The 19991-nt window shown below is 59.3% G+C and carries 18 protein-coding genes and 1 other RNA gene; 16 read left to right on the top strand and 3 right to left on the bottom strand.

What is annotated here, in order from left to right:
* The first annotated feature begins 87 nt into the window (after positions 1 to 87).
* The 5 genes from ffs (at position 88) to Q672_RS18360 (ending at position 4801) form a co-directional block, all read left to right on the top strand.
* Positions 88 to 184: signal recognition particle sRNA small type (gene ffs, locus Q672_RS33900), an RNA gene on the top strand.
* A 160-nt stretch (positions 185 to 344) separates the two neighbouring features.
* Positions 345 to 2237, top strand: a complete 1893-nt coding sequence (gene dnaX / locus Q672_RS18375; RefSeq protein WP_022983860.1) for a DNA polymerase III subunit gamma/tau — start codon at positions 345 to 347, stop codon at positions 2235 to 2237.
* A gap of 23 nt (positions 2238 to 2260) precedes the next feature.
* Positions 2261 to 2578, top strand: a complete 318-nt coding sequence (locus tag Q672_RS18370) for a YbaB/EbfC family nucleoid-associated protein (protein ID WP_022983859.1) — start codon at positions 2261 to 2263, stop codon at positions 2576 to 2578.
* A 9-nt stretch (positions 2579 to 2587) separates the two neighbouring features.
* Positions 2588 to 3190 carry a recombination mediator RecR gene (recR, locus tag Q672_RS18365; protein ID WP_022983858.1) on the top strand — a complete coding sequence of 201 codons (603 nt, stop codon included), beginning with the start codon at positions 2588 to 2590 and terminating at the stop codon, positions 3188 to 3190.
* A 468-nt stretch (positions 3191 to 3658) separates the two neighbouring features.
* A complete protein-coding gene (locus Q672_RS18360; RefSeq protein WP_022983857.1) occupies positions 3659 to 4801 on the top strand; it encodes an acyl-CoA dehydrogenase family protein in 1143 nt (380 codons plus the stop codon).
* A 146-nt stretch (positions 4802 to 4947) separates the two neighbouring features.
* Here the strand turns inward: Q672_RS18360 and Q672_RS18355 are convergent, their stop codons facing one another.
* Both Q672_RS18355 and Q672_RS18350 read right to left on the bottom strand, forming a co-directional pair.
* Positions 4948 to 5937, bottom strand: a complete 990-nt coding sequence (locus Q672_RS18355; RefSeq protein ID WP_022983856.1) for a putative solute-binding protein — start codon at positions 5935 to 5937, stop codon at positions 4948 to 4950.
* Between the two features lie 139 nt (positions 5938 to 6076).
* Entirely contained in the window at positions 6077 to 7090 is a 1014-nt protein-coding gene (locus Q672_RS18350; protein WP_031225781.1) for a helix-turn-helix domain-containing protein, read from the bottom strand.
* Positions 7091 to 7314: 224 nt separating this feature from the next.
* Here Q672_RS18350 and Q672_RS18345 point away from each other — a divergent pair, with 224 nt between their 5' ends.
* The 6 genes from Q672_RS18345 to Q672_RS18320 are packed head-to-tail and all read left to right on the top strand — an operon-like array spanning position 7315 to position 16213.
* Positions 7315 to 8091: a hypothetical protein gene (locus Q672_RS18345; RefSeq protein ID WP_235047174.1), complete on the top strand. Its 777-nt coding sequence runs from the start codon at positions 7315 to 7317 to the stop codon at positions 8089 to 8091.
* 17 nt (positions 8092 to 8108) lie between these two features.
* Complete coding sequence (locus Q672_RS18340; RefSeq protein ID WP_022983853.1) at positions 8109 to 9731, top strand: GH3 family domain-containing protein; 1623 nt, start codon at positions 8109 to 8111, stop codon at positions 9729 to 9731.
* The gene (locus Q672_RS18335) at positions 9731 to 10825 is read left to right on the top strand and encodes a GNAT family N-acetyltransferase (protein WP_022983852.1); all 1095 of its coding nucleotides are present in this window, start codon (positions 9731 to 9733) and stop codon (positions 10823 to 10825) included. Before Q672_RS18340 ends, Q672_RS18335 begins: the two co-directional genes overlap by 1 nt.
* Positions 10822 to 11778 (top strand): hypothetical protein, encoded by a 957-nt coding sequence (locus Q672_RS18330; protein WP_022983851.1) that lies wholly within the window; start codon positions 10822 to 10824, stop codon positions 11776 to 11778. Before Q672_RS18335 ends, Q672_RS18330 begins: the two co-directional genes overlap by 4 nt.
* Positions 11775 to 12932: an efflux RND transporter periplasmic adaptor subunit gene (locus tag Q672_RS18325; protein ID WP_022983850.1), complete on the top strand. Its 1158-nt coding sequence runs from the start codon at positions 11775 to 11777 to the stop codon at positions 12930 to 12932. The genes Q672_RS18330 and Q672_RS18325 overlap by 4 nt, the downstream gene beginning before the upstream one ends.
* Positions 12929 to 16213: an efflux RND transporter permease subunit gene (locus Q672_RS18320; protein ID WP_022983849.1), complete on the top strand. Its 3285-nt coding sequence runs from the start codon at positions 12929 to 12931 to the stop codon at positions 16211 to 16213. Before Q672_RS18325 ends, Q672_RS18320 begins: the two co-directional genes overlap by 4 nt.
* A gap of 140 nt (positions 16214 to 16353) precedes the next feature.
* Here Q672_RS18320 and gpmA read toward each other — a convergent pair whose 3' ends face one another.
* Positions 16354 to 17100 carry a 2,3-diphosphoglycerate-dependent phosphoglycerate mutase gene (gene gpmA / locus Q672_RS18315; protein ID WP_022983848.1) on the bottom strand — a complete coding sequence of 249 codons (747 nt, stop codon included), beginning with the start codon at positions 17098 to 17100 and terminating at the stop codon, positions 16354 to 16356.
* Positions 17101 to 17212: 112 nt separating this feature from the next.
* Here gpmA and rnd point away from each other — a divergent pair, with 112 nt between their 5' ends.
* Genes rnd through Q672_RS18290 form a run of 5 tightly spaced genes read left to right on the top strand, consistent with a single transcriptional unit; the run spans position 17213 to position 19848 of the window.
* Complete coding sequence (gene rnd / locus Q672_RS18310) at positions 17213 to 18286, top strand: ribonuclease D (protein ID WP_022983847.1); 1074 nt, start codon at positions 17213 to 17215, stop codon at positions 18284 to 18286.
* Positions 18286 to 18591, top strand: a complete 306-nt coding sequence (locus Q672_RS18305; protein ID WP_022983846.1) for a YcgL domain-containing protein — start codon at positions 18286 to 18288, stop codon at positions 18589 to 18591. Before rnd ends, Q672_RS18305 begins: the two co-directional genes overlap by 1 nt.
* Complete coding sequence (locus Q672_RS18300; protein WP_022983845.1) at positions 18584 to 19036, top strand: YcgN family cysteine cluster protein; 453 nt, start codon at positions 18584 to 18586, stop codon at positions 19034 to 19036. The genes Q672_RS18305 and Q672_RS18300 overlap by 8 nt, the downstream gene beginning before the upstream one ends.
* Before the next feature lie 30 nt (positions 19037 to 19066).
* Complete coding sequence (locus Q672_RS18295) at positions 19067 to 19402, top strand: hypothetical protein (RefSeq protein WP_022983844.1); 336 nt, start codon at positions 19067 to 19069, stop codon at positions 19400 to 19402.
* Positions 19403 to 19404: 2 nt separating this feature from the next.
* Positions 19405 to 19848 (top strand): HIT family protein, encoded by a 444-nt coding sequence (locus tag Q672_RS18290; protein ID WP_022983843.1) that lies wholly within the window; start codon positions 19405 to 19407, stop codon positions 19846 to 19848.
* Positions 19849 to 19991 lie beyond the last annotated feature (143 nt).

Below are 19991 nucleotides of genomic sequence, written 5' to 3'. Positions count from 1 at the left end.
CGAGACGCCCTTGCAAAGCCACAAGGCTTTGGCCACAATGCGCGCTCGCTGTGCGGCTGTCACGCTGCGCGCGCGTTATGGTCGACCCGTCGGTCCCCCCGCAACGACAAGCTGTAAACCCCGCCAGGCCCGGAAGGGAGCAACGGTAGCAGTGGACTCGTGTGCCGGGGTGTGGCTGGCGGGAAGACCTCCTAATCCCGCTTCACCGCTTCTCGCAAATACACTCCCCAAACACGCTTCCCAAAACCGTTGCTCGCACTGTCCTCGCTTCGGGAACTTCGTTAGCATAAGCGACTGAATTTCAATTCCTTTGTCGTGGTGGCTGCGAAAGCTGCTGGAGTGCTATGAGTTATCAGGTCCTTGCCCGGAAATACCGCCCCCGTACCTTCGATGAACTGGTGGGGCAGGAGCATGTCTCGCGGGCACTGATGCATGCACTGGATCAGGACCGTTTGCACCACGCCTATCTTTTCACGGGGACCCGCGGGGTGGGCAAGACCACCATTGCCCGTATTCTGTCGCGCTGCCTGAACTGTGAGCAGGGCGTCAGCGCCCGGCCCTGCGGTGTGTGCCCGACCTGTCAGGAAATTACTGACGGCCGCTTTGTCGATTTGATTGAAGTGGATGCGGCCAGCCGCACCAAGGTAGAAGATACCCGCGAGCTGCTGGATAACGTGCAATACGCACCGACCCGTGGCCGATACAAGGTGTACCTGATCGATGAGGTGCACATGCTGTCAGCGCATTCGTTCAATGCGCTGCTCAAGACCCTGGAAGAGCCGCCTCCCCATGTGAAATTCCTGCTGGCCACCACGGATCCGCAGAAGCTGCCGGTTACCGTGCTGTCCCGCTGTTTGCAGTTCAGTCTCAAGGCGCTGCCTGCCGAGCAGATCGCAGGCCATTTGAAGGCGCTGCTCGACAAGGAAATGATTCGCTACGACGAACCGGCCTTGTTGTCATTGGGCAAGGCGGCTCAAGGCTCCATGCGTGATGCCCTGAGCTTGACGGACCAGGCCATTGCGTTTGGCAGCGAACAGCTCAGCAGTGAGGCGGTCAACGCCATGCTGGGTACGGTGGACCGTAATCATGTACTGACCTTGCTGGTCGCGCTGGCCGAGCAGGAGCCTGCAGGGGTGCTGGCTGCACTGGCATCAGTGTGTGAGCACAGCCCCGGTGAGCTGGCATTGCTGGATGAGTTGATCACCCAGCTCCATCAAATCGCCGTGTGCCAGGCGGTGCCGGGCAACCATGATGAGGCCGTATCGCAATTGGCCGCGGCGCTTACCGCAGAACAGGTACAACTCTATTACGACGTTGCCTTGCGTGGCCGGCGTGACTTGCAGGATGCACCGGATACCCGTGCGGCACTGGAAATGCTGTTGCTGCGCATGGTGCTGTTCACCCCCAAAGGTGTGCTGCCTGCCCAGGGGGGCGGCACTCCGGCAAAAAAGCCTGAAGCGGCGGTAGCGTCAGCCACGGCTGACGGGCGTCCGGACCTGCGTGCCTTGCTGGATGCGCCCCCCTCAGCGACAGTGGTGACACCGGCAGAGACTCAGACTGCACCGCCCGTGCCGGAACCCGCGGTGGCGCCATCGCCAGAAGCGATTCCGGCTCCCCCTGCAGACTCTGCTTCAGCGAGTCAGCCGTCACCAGAGAATGCCGTTTCTACCGCAGAGCAAGAGGCGCCGCCCTGGGAGGACGAACCGCCACCCTGGGAGGATGACGCACCTGCACCCGCAGAGATGCCGGAGCCCAACCCCACAGCGCCTGATCCCACGGCCAGTTCCGAGCCAGAACCCGAGGCGGAGCCTCTGGCGCCGTTACCGGAGCCGTCGTCGCCAAGCGAGGTGGCCCCCTGGTGGGCGTCGTTACTACAACGCCTCGATCTCGATGGCACGGTGCGCCACATTGCCCGCAATGCTGTGCTCGTGAGTCGGGATGATCCTCACTGGACCTTGCGAATCAGCACCGGGCACCAGGTGTTGGTGAACCGGGAACGGCTGGATGAACTGTCTGCGGCACTGGGTAACTACTTTCAGCGTCGCATCCAGGTACAGGTAGAATATGAGCAGCAAGCCGGGGATACCCCGGAGGCCATGGCCGAGGCCAGACGGCAGGAACTGCTTGTCGAGGCCACCCAAACCCTGCACCAGGATCCCGTGGTGCAACAGCTGGTTGGTCGTTTTGGCGGTCGGCTGGATGAAGACAGCGTCACCCCGAAAGAAACGGTGGAATAACCCGCAACGGGGAGGAGATAACCATGGATTTCGATATCAACTCTCTCATGCAACAGGCCCAGGCCATGCAAGAGAAAATGAAGAAAATGCAGGACGAGGCCGCCAACGCCGAAGTGACCGGCGAAGCGGGCGCGGGCCTGGTCAAGGTGATCATGAATGGGCGCCACGACGTGAAGTCGGTGAGCGTGGATGATTCCCTGATGAGTGAAGACAAGGAACTGCTGGAAGACCTGTTGGCAGCCGCGGTGAACGATGCGGTACGCAGGGTGGAAAAGCAGCAGCAGGACAATATGCAGAACATGGCGGGGGGCTTTCCGTTTCCGCCAGGCTTCAAGCTGTAAGGCGGCCAAGTGAAACACGCACCGCTGGTCGACCAGCTGATACATGCCTTTACCTGTCTGCCCGGCGTGGGGCCGCGTTCTGCACAGCGTATGGCGTATGCCTTGCTCGATCGCGGCCGTGAACAGGGCCGCCGTTTGGGCGATGCCCTGCATGCCGCCATGGACGGGGTGCAGCATTGCCAGCGGTGTCGCAATTATGCCGAAGCCGAGTTGTGCCCCATTTGCGAAAGCCCAAAGCGGGATAGTTCACTGATCTGCATTGTGGCCACGCCGGCCGATGTACTGGCCTTCGAGCAGTCCGGAGAGTATTTGGGGCAGTATTTCGTACTGATGGGCGAGCTGTCGCCGCTGGACGGGATTGGCCCTCGTGAGTTAGGCCTGGATGTGCTGGAACAGCGCCTGCAGGGTGGAGAAATCCGCGAACTGATTTTGGCGACGGGGACTACCGTGGAGGGAGAGGCCACCGCTCACTATGTGCTGGATATCGCCCAGGATGCCGGTGTGCAGGTGACCCGTATCGCCCAGGGCGTGCCCATGGGGGGAGACCTGGAGTTCGTCGACGGCGCCACCCTCGCGCAGGCGCTCAAAGCCCGCCGCCCTTTCGGTAGCTAGCAGTTACGAGCTACTGCTCGATTGGAATGGAAAACCCAAAATAGTTCCCGGCTTTTGAAGAACGGAAACGCCTGTCAGGTCGTTGAGTTCGGCGCCAAGAAATAACCCGAGCACTCCGTAGGAGCGGTGGTTCCACCGCGATGATGGTGGCGGAGATCGCCTGAGCGATTTCCGCCCTACGGGTGAGGCCGCAGCGGGAGAGACGCATCGCACGCTGTGTGGCCAGAAGGGGGAGCTGCGCATGGCTGCCAGACTCTCTCTGTGCAGGCACTTGAGAGACCAACCCACCCGAACAATCGTGCCGCAGGCGAACGCTTCTGCGGCAAGGCCTGGCTTGGCACCGCTCCGGCCTTGGTCTTTTGCCTTTCCTCGCAGCTGAAAGCGCGCAGCTGCACTTGTCCGTTATTCTCTGTTAAGGTTTCAGCCGAGCAAGCGCTTGGTTTATATCTTTTCTGCGAGGGAGGCCCTATGAGCGCACTGGACTATTTCAATGAAACTCACCAGATGGTGCGCGACACCGTCCGCAAGTTCGTGGAGCGTGAAATTCTTCCCCATGTAGATGACTGGGAAGAAGCGGGGGAGTTTCCGCGTGAGCTTTATGGCAAGGCGGCAGAGGCCGGGATTCTGGGCATCAATGCGCCCGAGGAGCTGGGGGGCACCGGTGAGGACGTGTTCATGAAGATTGCCGCCTGTGAGGAGCTGGTACGCAGCTCTTCCGGTGGCCTGTGTGCCAGCCTCGGTTCCCTGGATATCGGTCTGCCGCCAGTCTGGAAGTGGGGCAGTGAGGCCATGAAGCAGAAGGTGGTGCCCGAGGTGCTTGGCGGTGAAAAGATCTCGGCCCTGGCAATCACGGAACCCAATGGCGGCTCGGACGTGGCCAACCTTCGAACCCGTGCGGTCCGCGAGGGCGACCACTATGTGGTGAACGGTGCCAAGACATTCATTACCAGTGGCGTCAGGGCGGATTACTACACTGTGGCGGTGCGTACCGGTGACAAGGGGTACGGAGGCATCAGCCTGCTGCTGATCGAGAAAGGCACTCCCGGCTTCACGGTGGGGCGCAAGCTCAAGAAGATGGGTTGGTGGGCATCCGATACGGCCGAGCTGTTCTTTGAAGACTGCCGGGTCCCGGCAGAGAACCTGATCGGGCCAGAGAATGGCGGTTTCTATTGCATCATGAGCAACTTCCAGATGGAGCGTCTGATTCTGGCAGTAACCGCCAATAGTACCGCCCAGCTGGCATTGGATGAATGCCTGCGCTACGTGAAAGAGCGTGAGGCCTTTGGTCGTCCGCTGGCGGGCTTTCAGGTGACCCGCCACAAGTTGGCGGAAATGGCCACGGATATTCGTGCCAGCACCGAGTTCACCTATCGGGTGGCGGCACGCATTGCTGCCGGGGAAAACTGTGTTCTGGATGTGTCCATGGCCAAGAATGTGGCGACCCGCTGTGCCGACCGGGTGACCTACGATGCCGTTCAGCTGTTCGGTGGAAGCGGTTATATGCGCGGCACCATCGTTGAGCGCCTCTACCGGGACAATCGCATTCTTTCCATTGGCGGGGGCACGCACGAAATCATGAATGAGGTGATTGCCAAACAGATGGGGTTGTGAGTGGCAGGCGGCAAGCTATAGCGCGATTGAAGCTTGTCAGTGACTGAAATCAACGAGGCCGCGTCCAAACCCTGGGCGCGGCCTCGTTGCTTACGGACAAGGTTAACGTTGCCCGCGTTTCAACTTTTAACTTTCAACTGGCCTTCTCAGGTACACTCGGCACGGCTCTGATCCAGCTTGCAGCGAACCTTGCGCAGCATGTCGAGCATGGTCGGGTCATAGTAGCCTTCGGTACGCAGCTGGTCGCGGGCTTCCTGCATCAGCACTTCGTATTCCTGTTTGTCGGCATCCGGAATCTCTACCCACCAGCGCTGATCGACCTTGGATTCTTCTTTCTTCAGCTGATCCAGGATGCGGTCCAGGTTGTTGTAGAAATACTCGCGGGATTTCTGGGCAGTTTCTGCCGGGAAGGCCTCTTTCTTGGCAATCAGCTGGATGGTGAGCTGAACCAGCGGGTAGTTAATGATACCGCCATCCGGAGACAGCCCCTTGTACAACTCCAGTGCCTCGTAGGCCGCCAGCGGTGCTGCGATTACGTCGACCACGCCATTGTTGAACTTGGTGGAGAAGTTGGTGATGTCCGATGCCACCGGGGTCGCGCCCACCTTTGAGACCAGCTTGGCCTGGGTTTCGTCATATTCGAGTACCGCTACGCGCTTGCCCGCTGCCTTGGCCAGGGTATTCACTTCCTTGTCGTTAACGAAGACATAGGCAGCACCTGCCGGGGCGATACCCATCACCTGATAGGAGCCCTGTGAGAGTTTGCCGGCGCTTTGCGGGTGAGACAGCACCTGCAGCACCAGACGCATGTGATCCATGGTCGGGATGGCGCCGATGGAGTCCACTGTACCGGAAAACTTGTTGAAACCGCGGCCGCGGATACCGGTGATCAGAGCGGCTTCACATACCCCCGCCTTCAGGTCTTCGGCGGCGATAGCTTCATTGGTGTAAGGAATCAGTTCGGCTTCCAGGCCCCAGCCCAGAGCGGCGGCCTGCCAGTCTTTCATGGCACCCATCATGGGCCCCACATTGCCGACGATATCGAAAACACAGATCTTGGTCTTGGTGGCGGCCTGGGCGGAGAAAGGCAGTGTCAGGGCACAGGCGGCCACAAGGGAGGTGAACAGTTTCTTCATCAGTATTTCCTGCTTGTTATTACTGGTATGTCTGCTGATGCGCAGCGGCTGGTTTCGATACTAGAGATTAGCAGAAGGAAAGGAAAAACCCCTTGCGTCAGATTATGGAGCATTTGGGTCAATCCGGTCAGGGAACCTTTCAGCTACGCCTTGACCTGCGTATTTCGCCGGGGGTATGGCCCGTCCAGCTCCGGTAGGCTTTACTGAAACTGGCCTGGTCGCTGTAGCCAAGGTGCTCGGCAATTTTTTCCAGCGGCATGTCGGTTTCTTCCAGATAGCGAGTGGCAAAGGTCTCGCGAACTTCATTACGTATGGCGCTGAAGGCCTGATCGGCGAGCCCCAGGTGTCGGCGGACAGAGCGGGGACTCATTCCCAGTTTCTGGGCGATACGTTCCAGGCTGCTGTTGCGACCGGGCTCACGCATGATTTCCTGACGTACCAGAGTGGCAACGCGCAGGCTGTCGGTTTTTTCGAGGTCTTCCCGGGAGCGGGCGGCAGCCAGGTAGCCTGCGACGCTGGCATCGTCGTCGCGGATCTGGCGACCGGACAGGGGCATCAGTACACGGTTGGCCGGACAGTTGAAGCGCACAGCCACATCGTTGGCCAGTTGCTGCCAGCCTAGGGATTTGCCCGGGCACGGGAAGTCGAACTCGAAAGTGAAGCGGCGGCATACCAATGACGCAAGGGCATGGATGCTGCCCATATAGATATTGGCGATGGTGGGTTTGAGCTCTCCGAAATCCCAGTTGTCGTGCAGACGGATGGAAATCAGGTCCCCGGAGCAGTGGATTTCCATGTCCATCAAGGGCAGGGATACACGCAGGTATTGCACTACCATGTTCACCAGCTTGCGAAAATCCTGCTGGCCGAGCAAGGCAAAACCGAACAGGCCGTGTCCTTGCAAATCCAGTTCCTGTCCAAAGCGAAAGCTGGAGGTCACATCATCCAGCAGTTTTTCGCCCTGACCCAGTAACTGACAAATCTGTTTAACCGAAAGGTAGGCATCAGGGTTTTCAAGGATGGCGGACTCAATTCCGGCATTTTCGAGCACGATCGTTCCATTAATTCCGCGTTTCTGGACAAACCGTAAATACCGGCGGGCATAACGAACGGAAATCAGCGGAACGTCGAGAGCCATTCCATTGTTCTTCATTTTTTTACCCGACTTTTTTACCTGGGAGTTTTGTGGAGACTCCCTGGAACCTGTTGTTGTTATAGGTGAGAACCGGGTCTCACTATGTCGATTTTAACAAAAAGCAAAAAGGAGGTTTGCCTTTTTTAACAAAAAACTGGCCGCTTTAACTATTAAGCCATTGACCATAGATGGCCATGATGTCGGCCGCTTTTATCGCATAAAAATAAACATGGAGCGAGAAAATGAAAAGGGAAAAGGCTGCTTGTCTTAAGGCACGTTATGTACCTATTTCTAAAGTATCAGTTCCAGTAGTGAGAAGAATGTATGAGATATATTCTGGGTACTACGAAAATATAAGCTTGGAACTGTTTTGCCAGGATTTGGGAGAAAAAAATGGCGTGTTTTTGGTGGAAGATCGCTCTACCAAGCGCGTGGTAGGTTTTTCGACCATGAAGACCTTGCACATGAAAGCGGGCAACCGCGTGGTGAAGGGGGTGTTCAGTGGTGACACGATTCTCGAAAAGGAATACTGGGGTAACAAGGCGCTGCATGTTGCCTTTTTCTTCCGCATGATTCGCGAAAAACTTCGCCATCCTTTTCAACCGTTGTTCTGGTTGCTGATTTCCAAGGGATACAAAACCTATTTGCTGATGGCAAATAATTTCCACAACTATTATCCAAGTCCGGAGCGTCACTGCGAGAAACTGGAAGGGTTGGTGGATAATTATTGTGAGCGCCTTTTTAGCGATTATTATCGTGCCGAAAAGAAAATTCTCGATTTTGGTGATGGTTACACCCACCTCAAATCCGACGTGGCAGGGATCACCGATGACATGCGCCAGCGCAACGTAAAAATCAATTTTTTTGAGCAGCGTAACCCGACCTGGGAACGGGGAACGGAGTTGCCTTGTATCGGTGAAGTCAGCTATTCCCTGATTTTGCATTACCCGTTTATGTTGTGGAAAAAACTGCGCCGCAAAACCAGCGAAACGATCTCTGCGGTCCCGGCCAATAATTAGAAAAAACGGGGGCTCCCATGCTCGGACATCAACTGCTCAAGCTGGCCACCTGGCCCGGCGAGCGGCGTTTCGCCCATTCCCGTGAGAACCTGGAACAGGTGCAACGTCATAATCTGGCGGCACTGCTGAAACAGGTTTGTGCTTCTGCGCATCACGCCGATGGAACGTTGCAGGCGGATATGCGCTGGGAGCAGTTTGCTGCCCGTCAGCCTGTAACCGATTACGACCATTGGCGTGAGGCTATCGAGCATAGCCGTCTCCAGGGGGGGGCAGGGCTCACGACCTCGCCGGTCAGTCGTTATCAGCCTACCAGTGGCTCCACCTCAGCCATCAAATGGGTACCCTACACCCGCCAGTTCCTGGCAGAACTGGACAACGCCATCAGTCCATGGGTGGTAGACCTCTATCGTCAGTTTCCGGGTCTCAAGCGTGGCCGCCATTATTGGTCCATGTCCTGGGTGCCCACCGCACTGCGCGAGTCCATGAGCGATGAGATCAACGATGACCTGCAGTTGATGTCGCTGGGCAAACGTCTGCTGGCAGGGGCAACACAGTCGGTACCGCAAGAGGTATCGCTGGCGCGCACCTCTGACGATTCGTTGTTCTCGACACTGGCTTATCTGGCGGCGGATGAGTCGCTTTCCATGATGTCCATCTGGAGCCCGACTTTTGGTCTGGGCATGCTCAAGGCCATGGCCCAGTGGCGTGAGGAGCTGGCCGAGGTGCTTGCTACCGGGAAGTGGGGCACTCGCATGTTGGGCGTGGAGGGGGCCGGGTGTCCGGTTTCTCACCGCGCAGCCAGTTTGCTGAGGCAATGGGATGGCCGCCTTGGGGCTGACTTTTTCATGGCGCTATGGCCGCGACTGGCGTTGGTCAGTGCCTGGGACACGGCGGCTTCTGCGCCCTGGGCCAGGCAGCTTCACGGACTCCTTCCCCAGGCGGCGTTTCAGGGCAAGGGCTTGTGGGCCACCGAAGGGGTGGTGACGATTCCTTATCAGGGCCAGCACACACTGGCTTATCGAAGCCATGTGTACGAATTCCAGGACCCGGAGGATGGCTGTATTTATGCGCCCTGGGAGCTGGAGCCGGGTCAGCAGGTGATGCCGCTGCTGAGCACGGGCAGTGGGTTGCTGCGCTATCGGCTGAAAGACCTGGTCAAGGTGGAGGCGTTGAGCCAGGGCGTACCGGTGCTGACCTTCCTTGGACGGGCGGGCACAACCGACCTGGTAGGAGAGAAGCTGACGGCTCCGGTGGTGGAATCAGCCATTGCCGGTCTTGCGCTGCCGCCGACGGCGACCCCGGTGTGTACCGTGGGTGTGGAAGATGCCGGTGAGGGTAAGCCAGGCTACTTGCTGCTGCTCGAGGGGTATGGCTGTGATGGCCCGACGCTGGCGCGTCAACTGGATGCCGCGCTTCAGGAGCACTTCCATTACCAGCTGGCCCGTAACCTCGGACAACTGGCGCCGGTGCGCTGCATCGTGCACGCCAACATGCGCGAGCGTTATCTGCATCAGTGTCGGCAACGGGGCATGATCGAGGGCAATATCAAGATGGAGTCCCTGCAGCACTGGCCTGGCGCCTTGCCTTTGTGGCTGGCACGGGCAGCGAGTGAATCCGGTGCTGAGCAGGAGACTGTCTGATGAGCTACCAGATTCGTCCTGCCCGCGCGGCGGACAATGAAGCGATTCTCTCCCTGCTGCAAGGCACGCCCCAGCAAGGCGCCGTTACCCTGAATTTTGAGCGGCAGCCGGATTATTTTCGTGGCGCCAAAGTGACCTGTGAACAGCCGGATGTGTGGGTGGCCGAACCCCGCGATGCCCGCGGCAAGGTCAGTGCTGTTTATAACGTGGGTTGGCGGAGCTTGTGGATCAATGGCGAGGTTCGCCGGGTGCGCTATGCCCACGATCTGCGTATCGATCCGGAATACCGTAATGGCATGATTTTGCATCGCCTGTTTCGGCAACTGCGCAAACAGCTTGCTGAAGGGGAGTGGATGCAGACCACCGTACTTCACGATAACCAGGCGTCCCTGTCCACTGTCGCCAGTGGGCGTGCCGGCTTACCGGTGTATTACCCGGCCGGCACCATTGAAACCAGCATGCTTTATACCCGCGCCCGCAAAGCCCGCTTACCGGCGGATATCACCCTTCGCCAGACCAACGAAGTGGATTTGCCAGAGATGGCAACACTGCTGAATCGTCAGGGCCGGCAAAAACAGTTCTTCCCGTACTGGGATGTCCAGCGGGTGCGTGGCGATGACTACTTTTACGGCATGGGCCCTGGCAATTTTCTGGGCTTGTGGGTCAAGGGGGAATTGAAAGGCTTGTTGGGTTTCTGGGACCAGAAAGCCATCAAGCAGACCCGTGTACTGGGTTATGCCAAAGGCATGGGGCTAATGCGTCATTTGTATAACTCGCACAGTATGTTGCGTGGCGGTATGCGTTTGCCTGCGCCCGGTGGCGTGCTGTCTTACCTGGCGCTGCACAGTCTGGTCGTCGAGAACGATGACCCGGAACTGTTGCGGTTGTTACTCGATCATGCAGTGAGTTTTTTCCATGGCCGTTTTGATGCCCTGGTGTGCGGTTTTTTTGCCAATGATCCGTTGGCGAAGGTCCCGGCGCGTTACCGCCGGCGATTGTTGCTCAGCGAACATTTTCTGGTGAGCTTTGATGGCGACCCCCGTGAGCAACTGGATAGTGACCGCCCCTGGTATGTCGAGGTGGCGCGACTGTGAGTGCTGCAGCAACCGATTACATCGGGATGTGGTATCGCGCCCGGGCGCGTCTGGGCGTGGATGACCGCATCGAGTTCATCTTCATCGATCCGGCTTCCGGGCAACGGCGAACCGTGGCCCTGCGACATCGTGACTATGATGGCGTGGCGGGGATTCTGGTGGCGGCCCGGGAGGTCGGCATGCGAATGCCCATGGTGCCCTCGGGAAAGCGACGCAAGGCGCCGCCCTTCTGGCAGCGCTGGCAGTCACCGGCTGAATCCCGCGAGCCTGCCGAGCTGCAATGGCGGCGTTTCGGGGTGGCGGATGGCGAGAACAATGCGCCGTTGGTGCAGTGGCTTAACCCGCAGCAGACCCGGGCACTGTACCAACGTGCGCATCAACAGAAGGTGTCGGTAAACAGCTTGCTGTTGCTGGCGCTTCACCGTGCAGTCTCCGATACCTTGCTGGTGAAAGGGCAGCCTGGCAGCTGGTGCTTTCCGGTGAACATGCGCAATGCGGTCACTGTTCCCCGTCAGGAAATGAATCTCTCCAGCGCGTTCTATTTAACCGTGGACGAAAACGACACCCCTTCGCGCATCGACCGCACCATACGCCAGAACCTGAAAGCCAACGTGCACTGGCGCTACTGGCATCTGGCCCGTATTGGGCGCTGGATCGGTCAGCGCGGAGTGAACTGGGTGTGCAGCAGGTTGCTGAACGGTCCGCAGCATTGTGGATCGTTTTCCAGTCTGGGCGAATGGCAAATGGATTTTATGTCGGCAGGCATGGCACCGGATACCGTGTTTGCCTGCTGTGGCCCGGGTAGTCCCAATCACCCCGTCGCCAATGGTGTGACCGTGGTTAACGGTTGCATGAGTCTGGCACTGAAACTTCATCCTTCTCTGGGCGCTGGCCATGCCCAGGCCGAACAGTGCCTGCAACGCTGGATCAACTGGCTGGGAGCTGATGCATGAAAGTACCTTTCAGTTTGCGAACGCTGGTCGCCCTGGTGGCTGCCGGGGTCATGGTTCTTGCGGTGGTGTCGTTGTACATGGTGCCACCCGCCCAGCCGGATATCCGGCAGCAAGACAATGTGCTCTCGCTGGATACCTGGTCGGTGAAGTGGAGCGACGTGGTGATCCCCGTGCACACACAAGGCATGGTGCGGGCGCGACATGAATTGCCGCTGAGTCTGGAAGTCTCCGGACGAGTCGAAGAGGTGTCCCCGGCGTTTGCAGATGGCGGTCGGGTCATGGCGGGTGATGTGTTGCTTCGTCTGGATCCTGAGCCTTTCGAACTGGAAGTGGTTTCCCAGCAGAATGCCGTCCATGCCGCACGCTTGCACGTGGCAGAGACCAAGGCTCGCGCCCGGGTGGCGGGGGGCTCCAGTCGTTCCTCGGCGCTGGGTCGCTTCGAGCCGCAGATGGATGAAGCCCGTAGCCGGTTGGCTGCCGCGAAGGCAGGGCTGCGTCAGGCCCAGCGTCAACTCGAACAGACCGAACTGGTGGCGTCGATCAGTGGTCGCCTGAAAGGGGTTCAGGTAATGCCCGGGCAGCACCTGCAAGCAGGGGCGGTACTGGGGCAGCTGTATCAGGAAGATCTCGTGGAGGTGCGCTTGCCGGTGCGCGATGACTGGCTGGCGTTGCTGGGCATTGTGCCCGGAGATGATGCCAGTCTGGATACGGTGAGCGCCCGGTTGAGTGGACGATTTGCCGGCCGTCAGGGGCATTGGGAGGGCAAGGTGGTACGCCGGGAAGGCGGGCTAAACCGCAATCAAATGATGCACCTGATCGTCCAGGTGGCAAATTTTGAACAGGATCTGCCGTTGGAGCCCGGGGTGCTGGTGCAGGCAGAGTTGCGAGGCGCGCCTACCGCGGCGGTGGCCGTGCTGCCACGGTCTGCCCAGGCCGGTGAAGACAGTATCTGGGTACTGGATGACGAGAAGCGTCTGCGGCGCCAGTCTGTGGCGATCCTGCACTACGATAACGAGAGCCTCTATGTTCATGATGGTGTGACGACCGACACTCAGGCGGTACTGGCGGGCGATCTGCAACTTCTCGAAGGGATGCGTATTCATCCCAATCCACCGCCGGCGGGTCTGGCCACGGTGGATGGGACGCGTCAATGAACCGCGCGATCGCATGGTTTGCCAATAATGGGGCGGTCGCCAACCTGTTGATGATGACCCTGCTGCTGGCGGGGGTGTTAGCCATCCCCCACACCCGTCAGGAGACCCTCCCTAACGTCCCGCTGGATCGCATTGGCATTTACGTGGCCTGGCCCCAGGCCACGCCTGAAAATGTGGAAGCTCTCGTTTGTACCCCAGTGGAAACCGCCATTGATGATGTGGAGGGCGGCACCGATCTGATCAGTGAATCCCGCGAAGGCTTGTGCTCCGTGCAACTGGATGTGTTGGAGGGCCACGACACTCGCACGGTACTGGAGCAGATTCGCACCCGTCTGGAAGGGCTGGATAGCTTACCGCAAGGAGCCGACCGCCCGCGTGTCCAGGAACTGATCGTGCGCAACCGGGTGGTGCGGTTGCTGATGAGTGGCTCGTTGTCACGCAAGGATATTTATCAGCTGGCCCAGCAGGCCCGGCGCCAATTGCTCAACCATGACGCGATTTCCAGTGTGGATATCGAGAACCTTCCCGAACGGGAAATGGCCTTGCAGGTCTCTCGTGATGATCTCTATCGCTATCAGTTGACCCTGGAAGGGATGGCCGTGGCGGCGTCGCAGAATGTCCAGAGGGTGGCGGGAGGGTTGCTACGTAGCGAGCGTGGCGACTGGCTGCTACAGACTGGACAACAGCCGGGCGATGCCCAGGCCTACGAAGCCTTGGTGATTCGCCAGTCGGATCAGGGGGATTTGTTGCGGCTGGGGCAAGTCGCCCATGTGGAAGACGGTTTCTCGAGGGATAACCAGGCGGCATGGCTGGACGGCCAGCCAGCGGTAGCTCTGGATGTGTACCGGGTTGGCGACCAGAATGTGCTTGCGGTGGCCGATGCCGTGAAGCAGTGGATGCATGACACGGACTTGCCCCAGGGGGTCAGCGTAAGAATCTGGAGTGACGATGCCCGTCAATTCCAGGAGCGCTCCAATCTGTTGTGGCGCAATGCTCTGCAAGGGTTGGTGTTGCTAACGGTCGTGCTGGCAATTTTCCTGACCCTGAGGCTGGCAGGTTGGGTGGCATTGGGCATCCCGGTTTGTATGCTCGGGGCCTGTGCCCTGTTGCCGTTATTGGGGGAATCTTTCAACACGATTTCCCTGTTCGCTTTTATTCTGGTGCTCGGCATCGTGGTGGATGACGCGGTGATTGTCGGTGAAAGCATTGACCATCAGCGGCGCCAGGGGATGACGCCTTCCCAGGCCGCCATCAGCGGGGCGCAGCGCGTGGCCAAACCGCTGTTGTTTGCCGTGCTGACGACCTTGTTTGCCTTTGCTCCTTTGTTGTTCCTGCCCGGGCCGGAAGGGGCCTTGATGCGGGTGATCCCGGTGGTCTCCATTGCCATTCTGGTGTTGTCACTGGTGGAATCGCTATGGATTTTGCCGGCGCACCTTAGTCATAGCCGCGCTCCCCGGGGGATCTGGTTGAAGTCGGAGGTACTGGCTAACCGTATCAATGCTGGCCTGGAACGGTGGCTGGATGTCCGTGCTCGTCCATTGCTGCGACAAGCGCTGCATTGGCGCTATGTGTTGGTGGTGGTGTTTGTTGGGCTGTTCCTGTTTTGCTGCGCGTTGGTGAACAGCGGTTGGCTTACCATGGTGCTGTTCTCGCGAGTGGAAGGTGATCGGGTCATGGCCGAAGTGGTGTTTCCGCAAGGCACCGGCGATGCCCGTCTGTTTCGTGAAGTGCAGTCGCTGGAATCTTCGGCCCGTGAACTGGGGAAGGGGCTGAACGACGCCAGTGCTCCGGTGAGCATAGATGCGGTGTTCGCCGAGCAGGGGGTACGCCAGAAAACGTCCAATGCCCGTGATCCTGGCGCCCGTTTTCGGGTCAGGGTCACCCTGGCAATCAGCGGGGATACTGGCGCGCTGACGCCGCGGGAACTGGCCGCCCGATGGCGTGATGCCCATGGGGCGATACCGGATGCCTTGTCGGTGAAATTCCATGCCAGCCTGATGCAGGTCAAACCGGATATCCATATCAATCTGTTCCATCCGGATCTGGCCACCCTCCAGCAAATGAGTGAACAGGCGGCGCTGGCGCTGGCCCGTATGGAGGGGGTGCACGAGGTCGCCAATAACCTTCATGCCAAGCGCACTATCGTGGATATTTCTCTGAACGAGGCAGGAAAGCAGGCCGGCTTGCGTGCAGAAGAAGTCGGCAAGCAGGTGCGTAATGCCTTTCACGGGATTGAGCTGGATCGCTGGTTTGAACAGGATCAGGAAGTCCCGGTCATGTTGAGGCTTGCCCAGCCAGACAGCCGCCATCTGGTGGACCTGGAAAAACTGCCGGTGCAGATGCCCGGTGGCGATATGACGGTGTTGGCTGCTGTGGCAGACCTGTCCCGTCGTCAGGCGCCGGCCATGATCAGTCACTACGATGGGCGCCGCAGTGCCACTGTCAGTGCGTTTGTCGATGAGCACACCACCTCTCCGGCGTTGGTCATGCAACGCCTGAGAGGCAACTTGCTCGACCCGATGATGGCTAACGACAGTGCGGCGGGTTGGACCGTGGCAGGCAAACAGGCGGCGGTGAAAGATTTTCTGGACCATTTGTCGATCAGTTATGTCATTGCCCTGGCGGCGATTTTCTTTCTCCTGACCGTGCTGTTTGGCGGTTACGGCCAGCCCCTGCTGGTGATGGCAGCGATTCCGTTTGGCATGGTCGGGGCTTTCCTGGGGCATTTTCTGCTGGGTTACAGCCTTACCCTGTGGTCGCTGGTGGGCGTGATTGCGGTGAGCGGGGTCGTGGTCAACGACAATCTCGTGCTGATTGATGCCATTAATGAGCTCAAGGCAAAGGGCAAGGGACTGCGTGATGCGGTGGTGGAAGGCGTCAGTGGCCGTTTACGGCCGGTGATGTTGACGTCCATCACCACGTTTGCCGGTGTCGCGCCACTGATGCTGGAAACCAGTGTGCAGGCCCGCTTTCTGATCCCCATGGCAGTGGCGTTGGCATTTGGCGTGCTGTTCGCCACGCTGGTCAGCCTGTTGCTGGTCCCGTGCCTGTTAGTGATTGGCCATGATGCGCGCGTGGCCGTGCGTCGCTGGATGGCACGCTGGCAGGCTCCGGTGGCATCGGAAGCGGATACGGTGGAGGTGGCCTATGAACGGGGGCAGCTCACCGCCTGGTGGGGCGCCAGTAATCCCTATCATGACCCGGTGCTGCGTTCTGCCTGGGAGGCCGGACATCAGGATCACGGAAGTGAAAGCGAGACGCCTCAGCACGGGCAGACTTGAGGCGGTTCTGTGGCGGAAAGCCGGATTGGGCTATTTTTCGCAACGTGAAATGCGTTTCGGGTAGCCAGGGATAGATGTCCACAAAAAAGCCCGCCCCGGCTTCCCGGGGCGGGCTTTTTGCGATGAGGCAATGCTAACTGTTATGCCTTGCCCTGGTTGGCAACTGCTTCCGCCGCTGCTGCCACTGCCTCGGCGTCGCCCAGGTAGTAGTTCTTCACGGCTTTCAGGTTGTCGTCCAGCTCGTAGACCATGGGTACCCCGGTAGGGATGTTGAGCTTGACGATTTCCTCGTCGGAGATGTCGCCGAGATACTTCACCAATGCGCGCAGGCTGTTGCCGTGGGCGCAGATCAGTACCTGCTTGCCCGCTTCGATTTGCGGTTTGATCTCACTTTCGAAGTAGGGCACGAAGCGGTCGACGGTGTCCTTGAGGCTTTCGGACAACGGAATCTGCTCTTCGTTGAGGCCTTGATAGACACGGAAGTTGCCAGCGTAACGCTCGTCATCACGCTCCATCTTCGGCGGCGGGGTGTCGTAGCTGCGACGCCAGATATGCACCTGGTCATCACCGTACTTGGCCGCGGTTTCCGCCTTGTTCAGGCCCTGCAGGGCGCCGTAGTGACGCTCGTTGAGGCGGTAGTCACGGATGACCGGGATCCACATCTGGTCCATGGTGTCCATGATGGTCCACAGTGTGCGGATAGCGCGCTTGAGCACGGAGGTGTAGGCGACGTCGAATTCGAAGCCGGCTTCCTTCAGCAGCTCGCCAGCGGTACGGGCTTCCTCACGGCCTTGCTCGGTCAGATCCACGTCTTTCCAGCCGGTAAAGCGGTTTTCCTTGTTCCAAACGCTCTGGCCATGGCGGACCAGTACCAGTTTCGTGCTCATTCGGTCATTCCTGTGCGGGTTTTCAGTGCGGCGCAAAGCGTAGCAGAAAACCGCCGGGAAATTGAGTTCCACAGGTCGTATAATCGTCGCGAATTCAGTTTCAGGCGGTTTCATGGCTTATCTCTGGTGTGACACAGACGACGCAATTCGCTCCTGGCTGGCCGATCTGGCCCCGGGCAGCCCGGTGTATCTGGACACCGAATTCATGCGTGAGCGGACTTACTGGCCCCAGTTGGCACTGGTTCAGGTGCATGACGGGCAGAGCATCCGTCTCATTGATACCACCCGGGTCAGTGCCGAGGCGCTGTCACCATTGTTCCAGGCGCACACGCTGGTGATGCATGCCTGCTCGGAAGATCTGGAGGCGGTGGCGGCCTTTACCGGCCATTATCCCGCCCGCATTGAAGATACCCAGATCGCTGCAGCCCTTGGTGGTGAGGACATGCAGCTGGGCTATCAGAAGATTGTCCAGATGCTGATGGGGGTTGAGCTGCCGAAAGGCGCCACCCGTACCAACTGGCTGAAGCGCCCCCTGAGCGACGAACAACTGCATTACGCAGAAGATGATGTGAAATACCTGCCGGAGGTGGCGGCTCAGTTGCATGATCGCCTTGCAGAACTGGGCCGGTTGCCCTGGTGGCAGGAAGAGTGCGATCGCCTGCTGGCGCAGGCCAGCAAGGAAGAAAAGCCGGAAAAAGCCTGGCGCAGTGTCAAAGGGGCGGCGTTATTGCCGGATCATGCCCGGGCGGCCCTGTCAGTACTGGCGCCGTGGCGAAACCGCATGGCCCGCGAGCGCAACCTGCCCAAGAGCTTCGTGATCAAGGATGCCCAGCTATTGGAGCTGGCCCGTGCCAATCGCACCGACCGGGGGATGCTGGCGGACGTGGGGCTGCACCCGAAATGCATCCGCCGGGATGGCGAAGCCCTGCTGGCCCTGCTGGAAGAGGGGCGCACCGTGACGCCGCCCCCACCGCTGCCCGGGCCGCCGGATGCCCGCGAGAAAAAGCTGGCCAAGACCCTGCGTGGCAAAGTGGGGCAGGTGGCCGAACAGGTGGGGCTGAAGCCGGATGTGTTGATGCGCCGACGATGGCTGGAGGCACTGATCCGTCACCCGGAGCGCGTCCCGGAGCCCCTCACGGGCTGGCGCGAGGACATTATTACCAAGCCGTTGCTGGAGTTACTCTGATGTTGCAGGGCAAGTTGTTTTGCTCGATCTACAAGACCCGCAAGAAGACCGGGATGTACCTGTTTGTCGACCGCCAGAAAGGTCTCAAGGATCTGCCGGAAGTACTGCTGCAGCAGTTTGGTGCGCCGATCCATGTTAACGACATGATTCTCTCCCCGGACCGGCCGCTGGCCCGTGCTGATGTGCAACAGGTGATGGACAAGATCCGCGAGCAGGGCTTTTACCTGCAAATGCCTCCGCCGCCAGATGAAGACCTGTATCTGGCCGAGGGGCACCCGGATCGGCCCCGGGGGCTGGATGCCTGACGCCGGGTTGCGTGACCGTTTCTGGGAATTGCCTCTGGCGGAGCTGTCGGCGCCGGAGTGGGAAGCCCTGTGCGACGGTTGCGGGCGGTGCTGTCTGGTCAAATTGCAGGATGAAGACACCGAAGAGCTGGTGTTCACCAATCTGGCGTGCCGGTATCTCGATGCCGGACGATGCCAGTGCCGGGTTTACAGCAACCGTTTCAGCAAGGTGCCAGACTGTATCCGGGTTACCGAAAACATTGCCCGCAATACGGACTGGTTGCCGTCAACCTGTGCCTATCGCTTGCGCGCCCTGGGCCAGCCTCTGGCAGAATGGCATCCGCTACTGAGTGGTGATCGCGCCAGTGTCGCCAAGGCAGGGATCAGCGTGGCCGGCAAGGTAGTGTCTGAGCAGCTTGTACCCGAAGACAATTGGGAAGACCATATTATTCACTGGGTAGACTAACGTGCTGCCCGAAAGTCGTCAGGAGTCGTTGTGACAACGAATGCATATCTGTGGGGCTGGTTTGCCTACCTTCTTGGCTGTGCCGGTGTTCTGTTTGTCTGGTGGTGGTTGACCCGCCCGTTAGCCGTGTGGGCCAAGGTGCCGTTACGCATCGTGCTGGCGGCCTTGCTGGTGACGCCCTGGTCTGTGTCGCCTGAGCACGATGAATGGGCGCCGGCCTGGGTTGTCAGCCTGTTTGATGGTCTCGCCCAGGAAGATATCAGCCTGTGGCGCGCGGGCGGTCCTTTGCTCGGCATGCTTGCCGTGGCGCTGGTGGTGGCGTGCCTGGAAGTCTGGCGTCAGCGACGCAAGATTGCGGTGCAGTAGTCATGAAAGACTGTGTGTTCTGTCAGATCCAGGCTGGCAAGCTTCCGGCCAGCGTAGTCTATGAGGATGAGCAGGCGATGGTCATTCTGGATCTGTTTCCGGTTCGCGAAGGGCACTGTCTGGTGATTCCAAAGACCCATGCGCCACTGGTAGAGCAGCTCGATGACGCCATGTCTTACCATCTGATGGATCTGGCGCGGCGCACGATTCGCGCCCAGAAACGCGCTGGCTTGCCCGTGCGGGCCCATAATCTGGTCATCAATGATGGCCGGGAAGCCAATCAGCATGTTCCCCATGTGCATCTGCATGTGATACCCCGGCGGGGTGGGGATACTCTGGCAACGGCATTCACCTGGGCCACCCGGCTGGTCAATATTTTCGGCATGGCCAAACGTCGCCAGAAACTGGATCGCTTGGCTGGCCTGCTGGCAGAGCATTTTCCCTAGGTGTCTCCGAATAACGCCTTGCACGCTGAGCGTGGCCTGGAGCGTGCAGCTGTTGTGTCTTGTCTCGACGGTAAGGGTGGTTCCCTTTCCTAGAGGCAAGGCGCAGCAGATGGGCGCTCCAAGCCGCGCCTTTATGCTCGTCA

Source organism: Alcanivorax sp. P2S70 (assembly GCF_000475295.1).
GTDB lineage: Bacteria > Pseudomonadota > Gammaproteobacteria > Pseudomonadales > Alcanivoracaceae > Alcanivorax > Alcanivorax profundi.
This window is presented reverse-complemented; position numbering and strand designations above follow the sequence as displayed.

Bases quoted from the DNA above. Each gene is read 5' to 3' on its own strand.
- gpmA (WP_022983848.1), bottom strand. From the start codon at position 17,100: ATGAGCACGAAACTGGTACTGGTCCGCCATGGCCAGAGCGTTTGGAAC.
- Q672_RS18340 (WP_022983853.1), top strand. From the start codon at position 8,109: ATGCTCGGACATCAACTGCTCAAGCTGGCCACCTGGCCCGGCGAGCGG.
- Q672_RS18325 (WP_022983850.1), top strand. From the start codon at position 11,775: ATGAAAGTACCTTTCAGTTTGCGAACGCTGGTCGCCCTGGTGGCTGCC.
- Q672_RS18305 (WP_022983846.1), top strand. From the start codon at position 18,286: ATGTTGCAGGGCAAGTTGTTTTGCTCGATCTACAAGACCCGCAAGAAG.
- Q672_RS18355 (WP_022983856.1), bottom strand. From the start codon at position 5,937: ATGAAGAAACTGTTCACCTCCCTTGTGGCCGCCTGTGCCCTGACACTG.
- Q672_RS18345 (WP_235047174.1), top strand. From the start codon at position 7,315: ATGAAAAGGGAAAAGGCTGCTTGTCTTAAGGCACGTTATGTACCTATT.
- Q672_RS18360 (WP_022983857.1), top strand. From the start codon at position 3,659: ATGAGCGCACTGGACTATTTCAATGAAACTCACCAGATGGTGCGCGAC.
- Q672_RS18300 (WP_022983845.1), top strand. From the start codon at position 18,584: ATGCCTGACGCCGGGTTGCGTGACCGTTTCTGGGAATTGCCTCTGGCG.
- dnaX (WP_022983860.1), top strand. From the start codon at position 345: ATGAGTTATCAGGTCCTTGCCCGGAAATACCGCCCCCGTACCTTCGAT.
- Q672_RS18320 (WP_022983849.1), top strand. From the start codon at position 12,929: ATGAACCGCGCGATCGCATGGTTTGCCAATAATGGGGCGGTCGCCAAC.
- Q672_RS18350 (WP_031225781.1), bottom strand. From the start codon at position 7,090: ATGAAGAACAATGGAATGGCTCTCGACGTTCCGCTGATTTCCGTTCGT.
- Q672_RS18335 (WP_022983852.1), top strand. From the start codon at position 9,731: ATGAGCTACCAGATTCGTCCTGCCCGCGCGGCGGACAATGAAGCGATT.
- Q672_RS18370 (WP_022983859.1), top strand. From the start codon at position 2,261: ATGGATTTCGATATCAACTCTCTCATGCAACAGGCCCAGGCCATGCAA.
- rnd (WP_022983847.1), top strand. From the start codon at position 17,213: ATGGCTTATCTCTGGTGTGACACAGACGACGCAATTCGCTCCTGGCTG.
- Q672_RS18290 (WP_022983843.1), top strand. From the start codon at position 19,405: ATGAAAGACTGTGTGTTCTGTCAGATCCAGGCTGGCAAGCTTCCGGCC.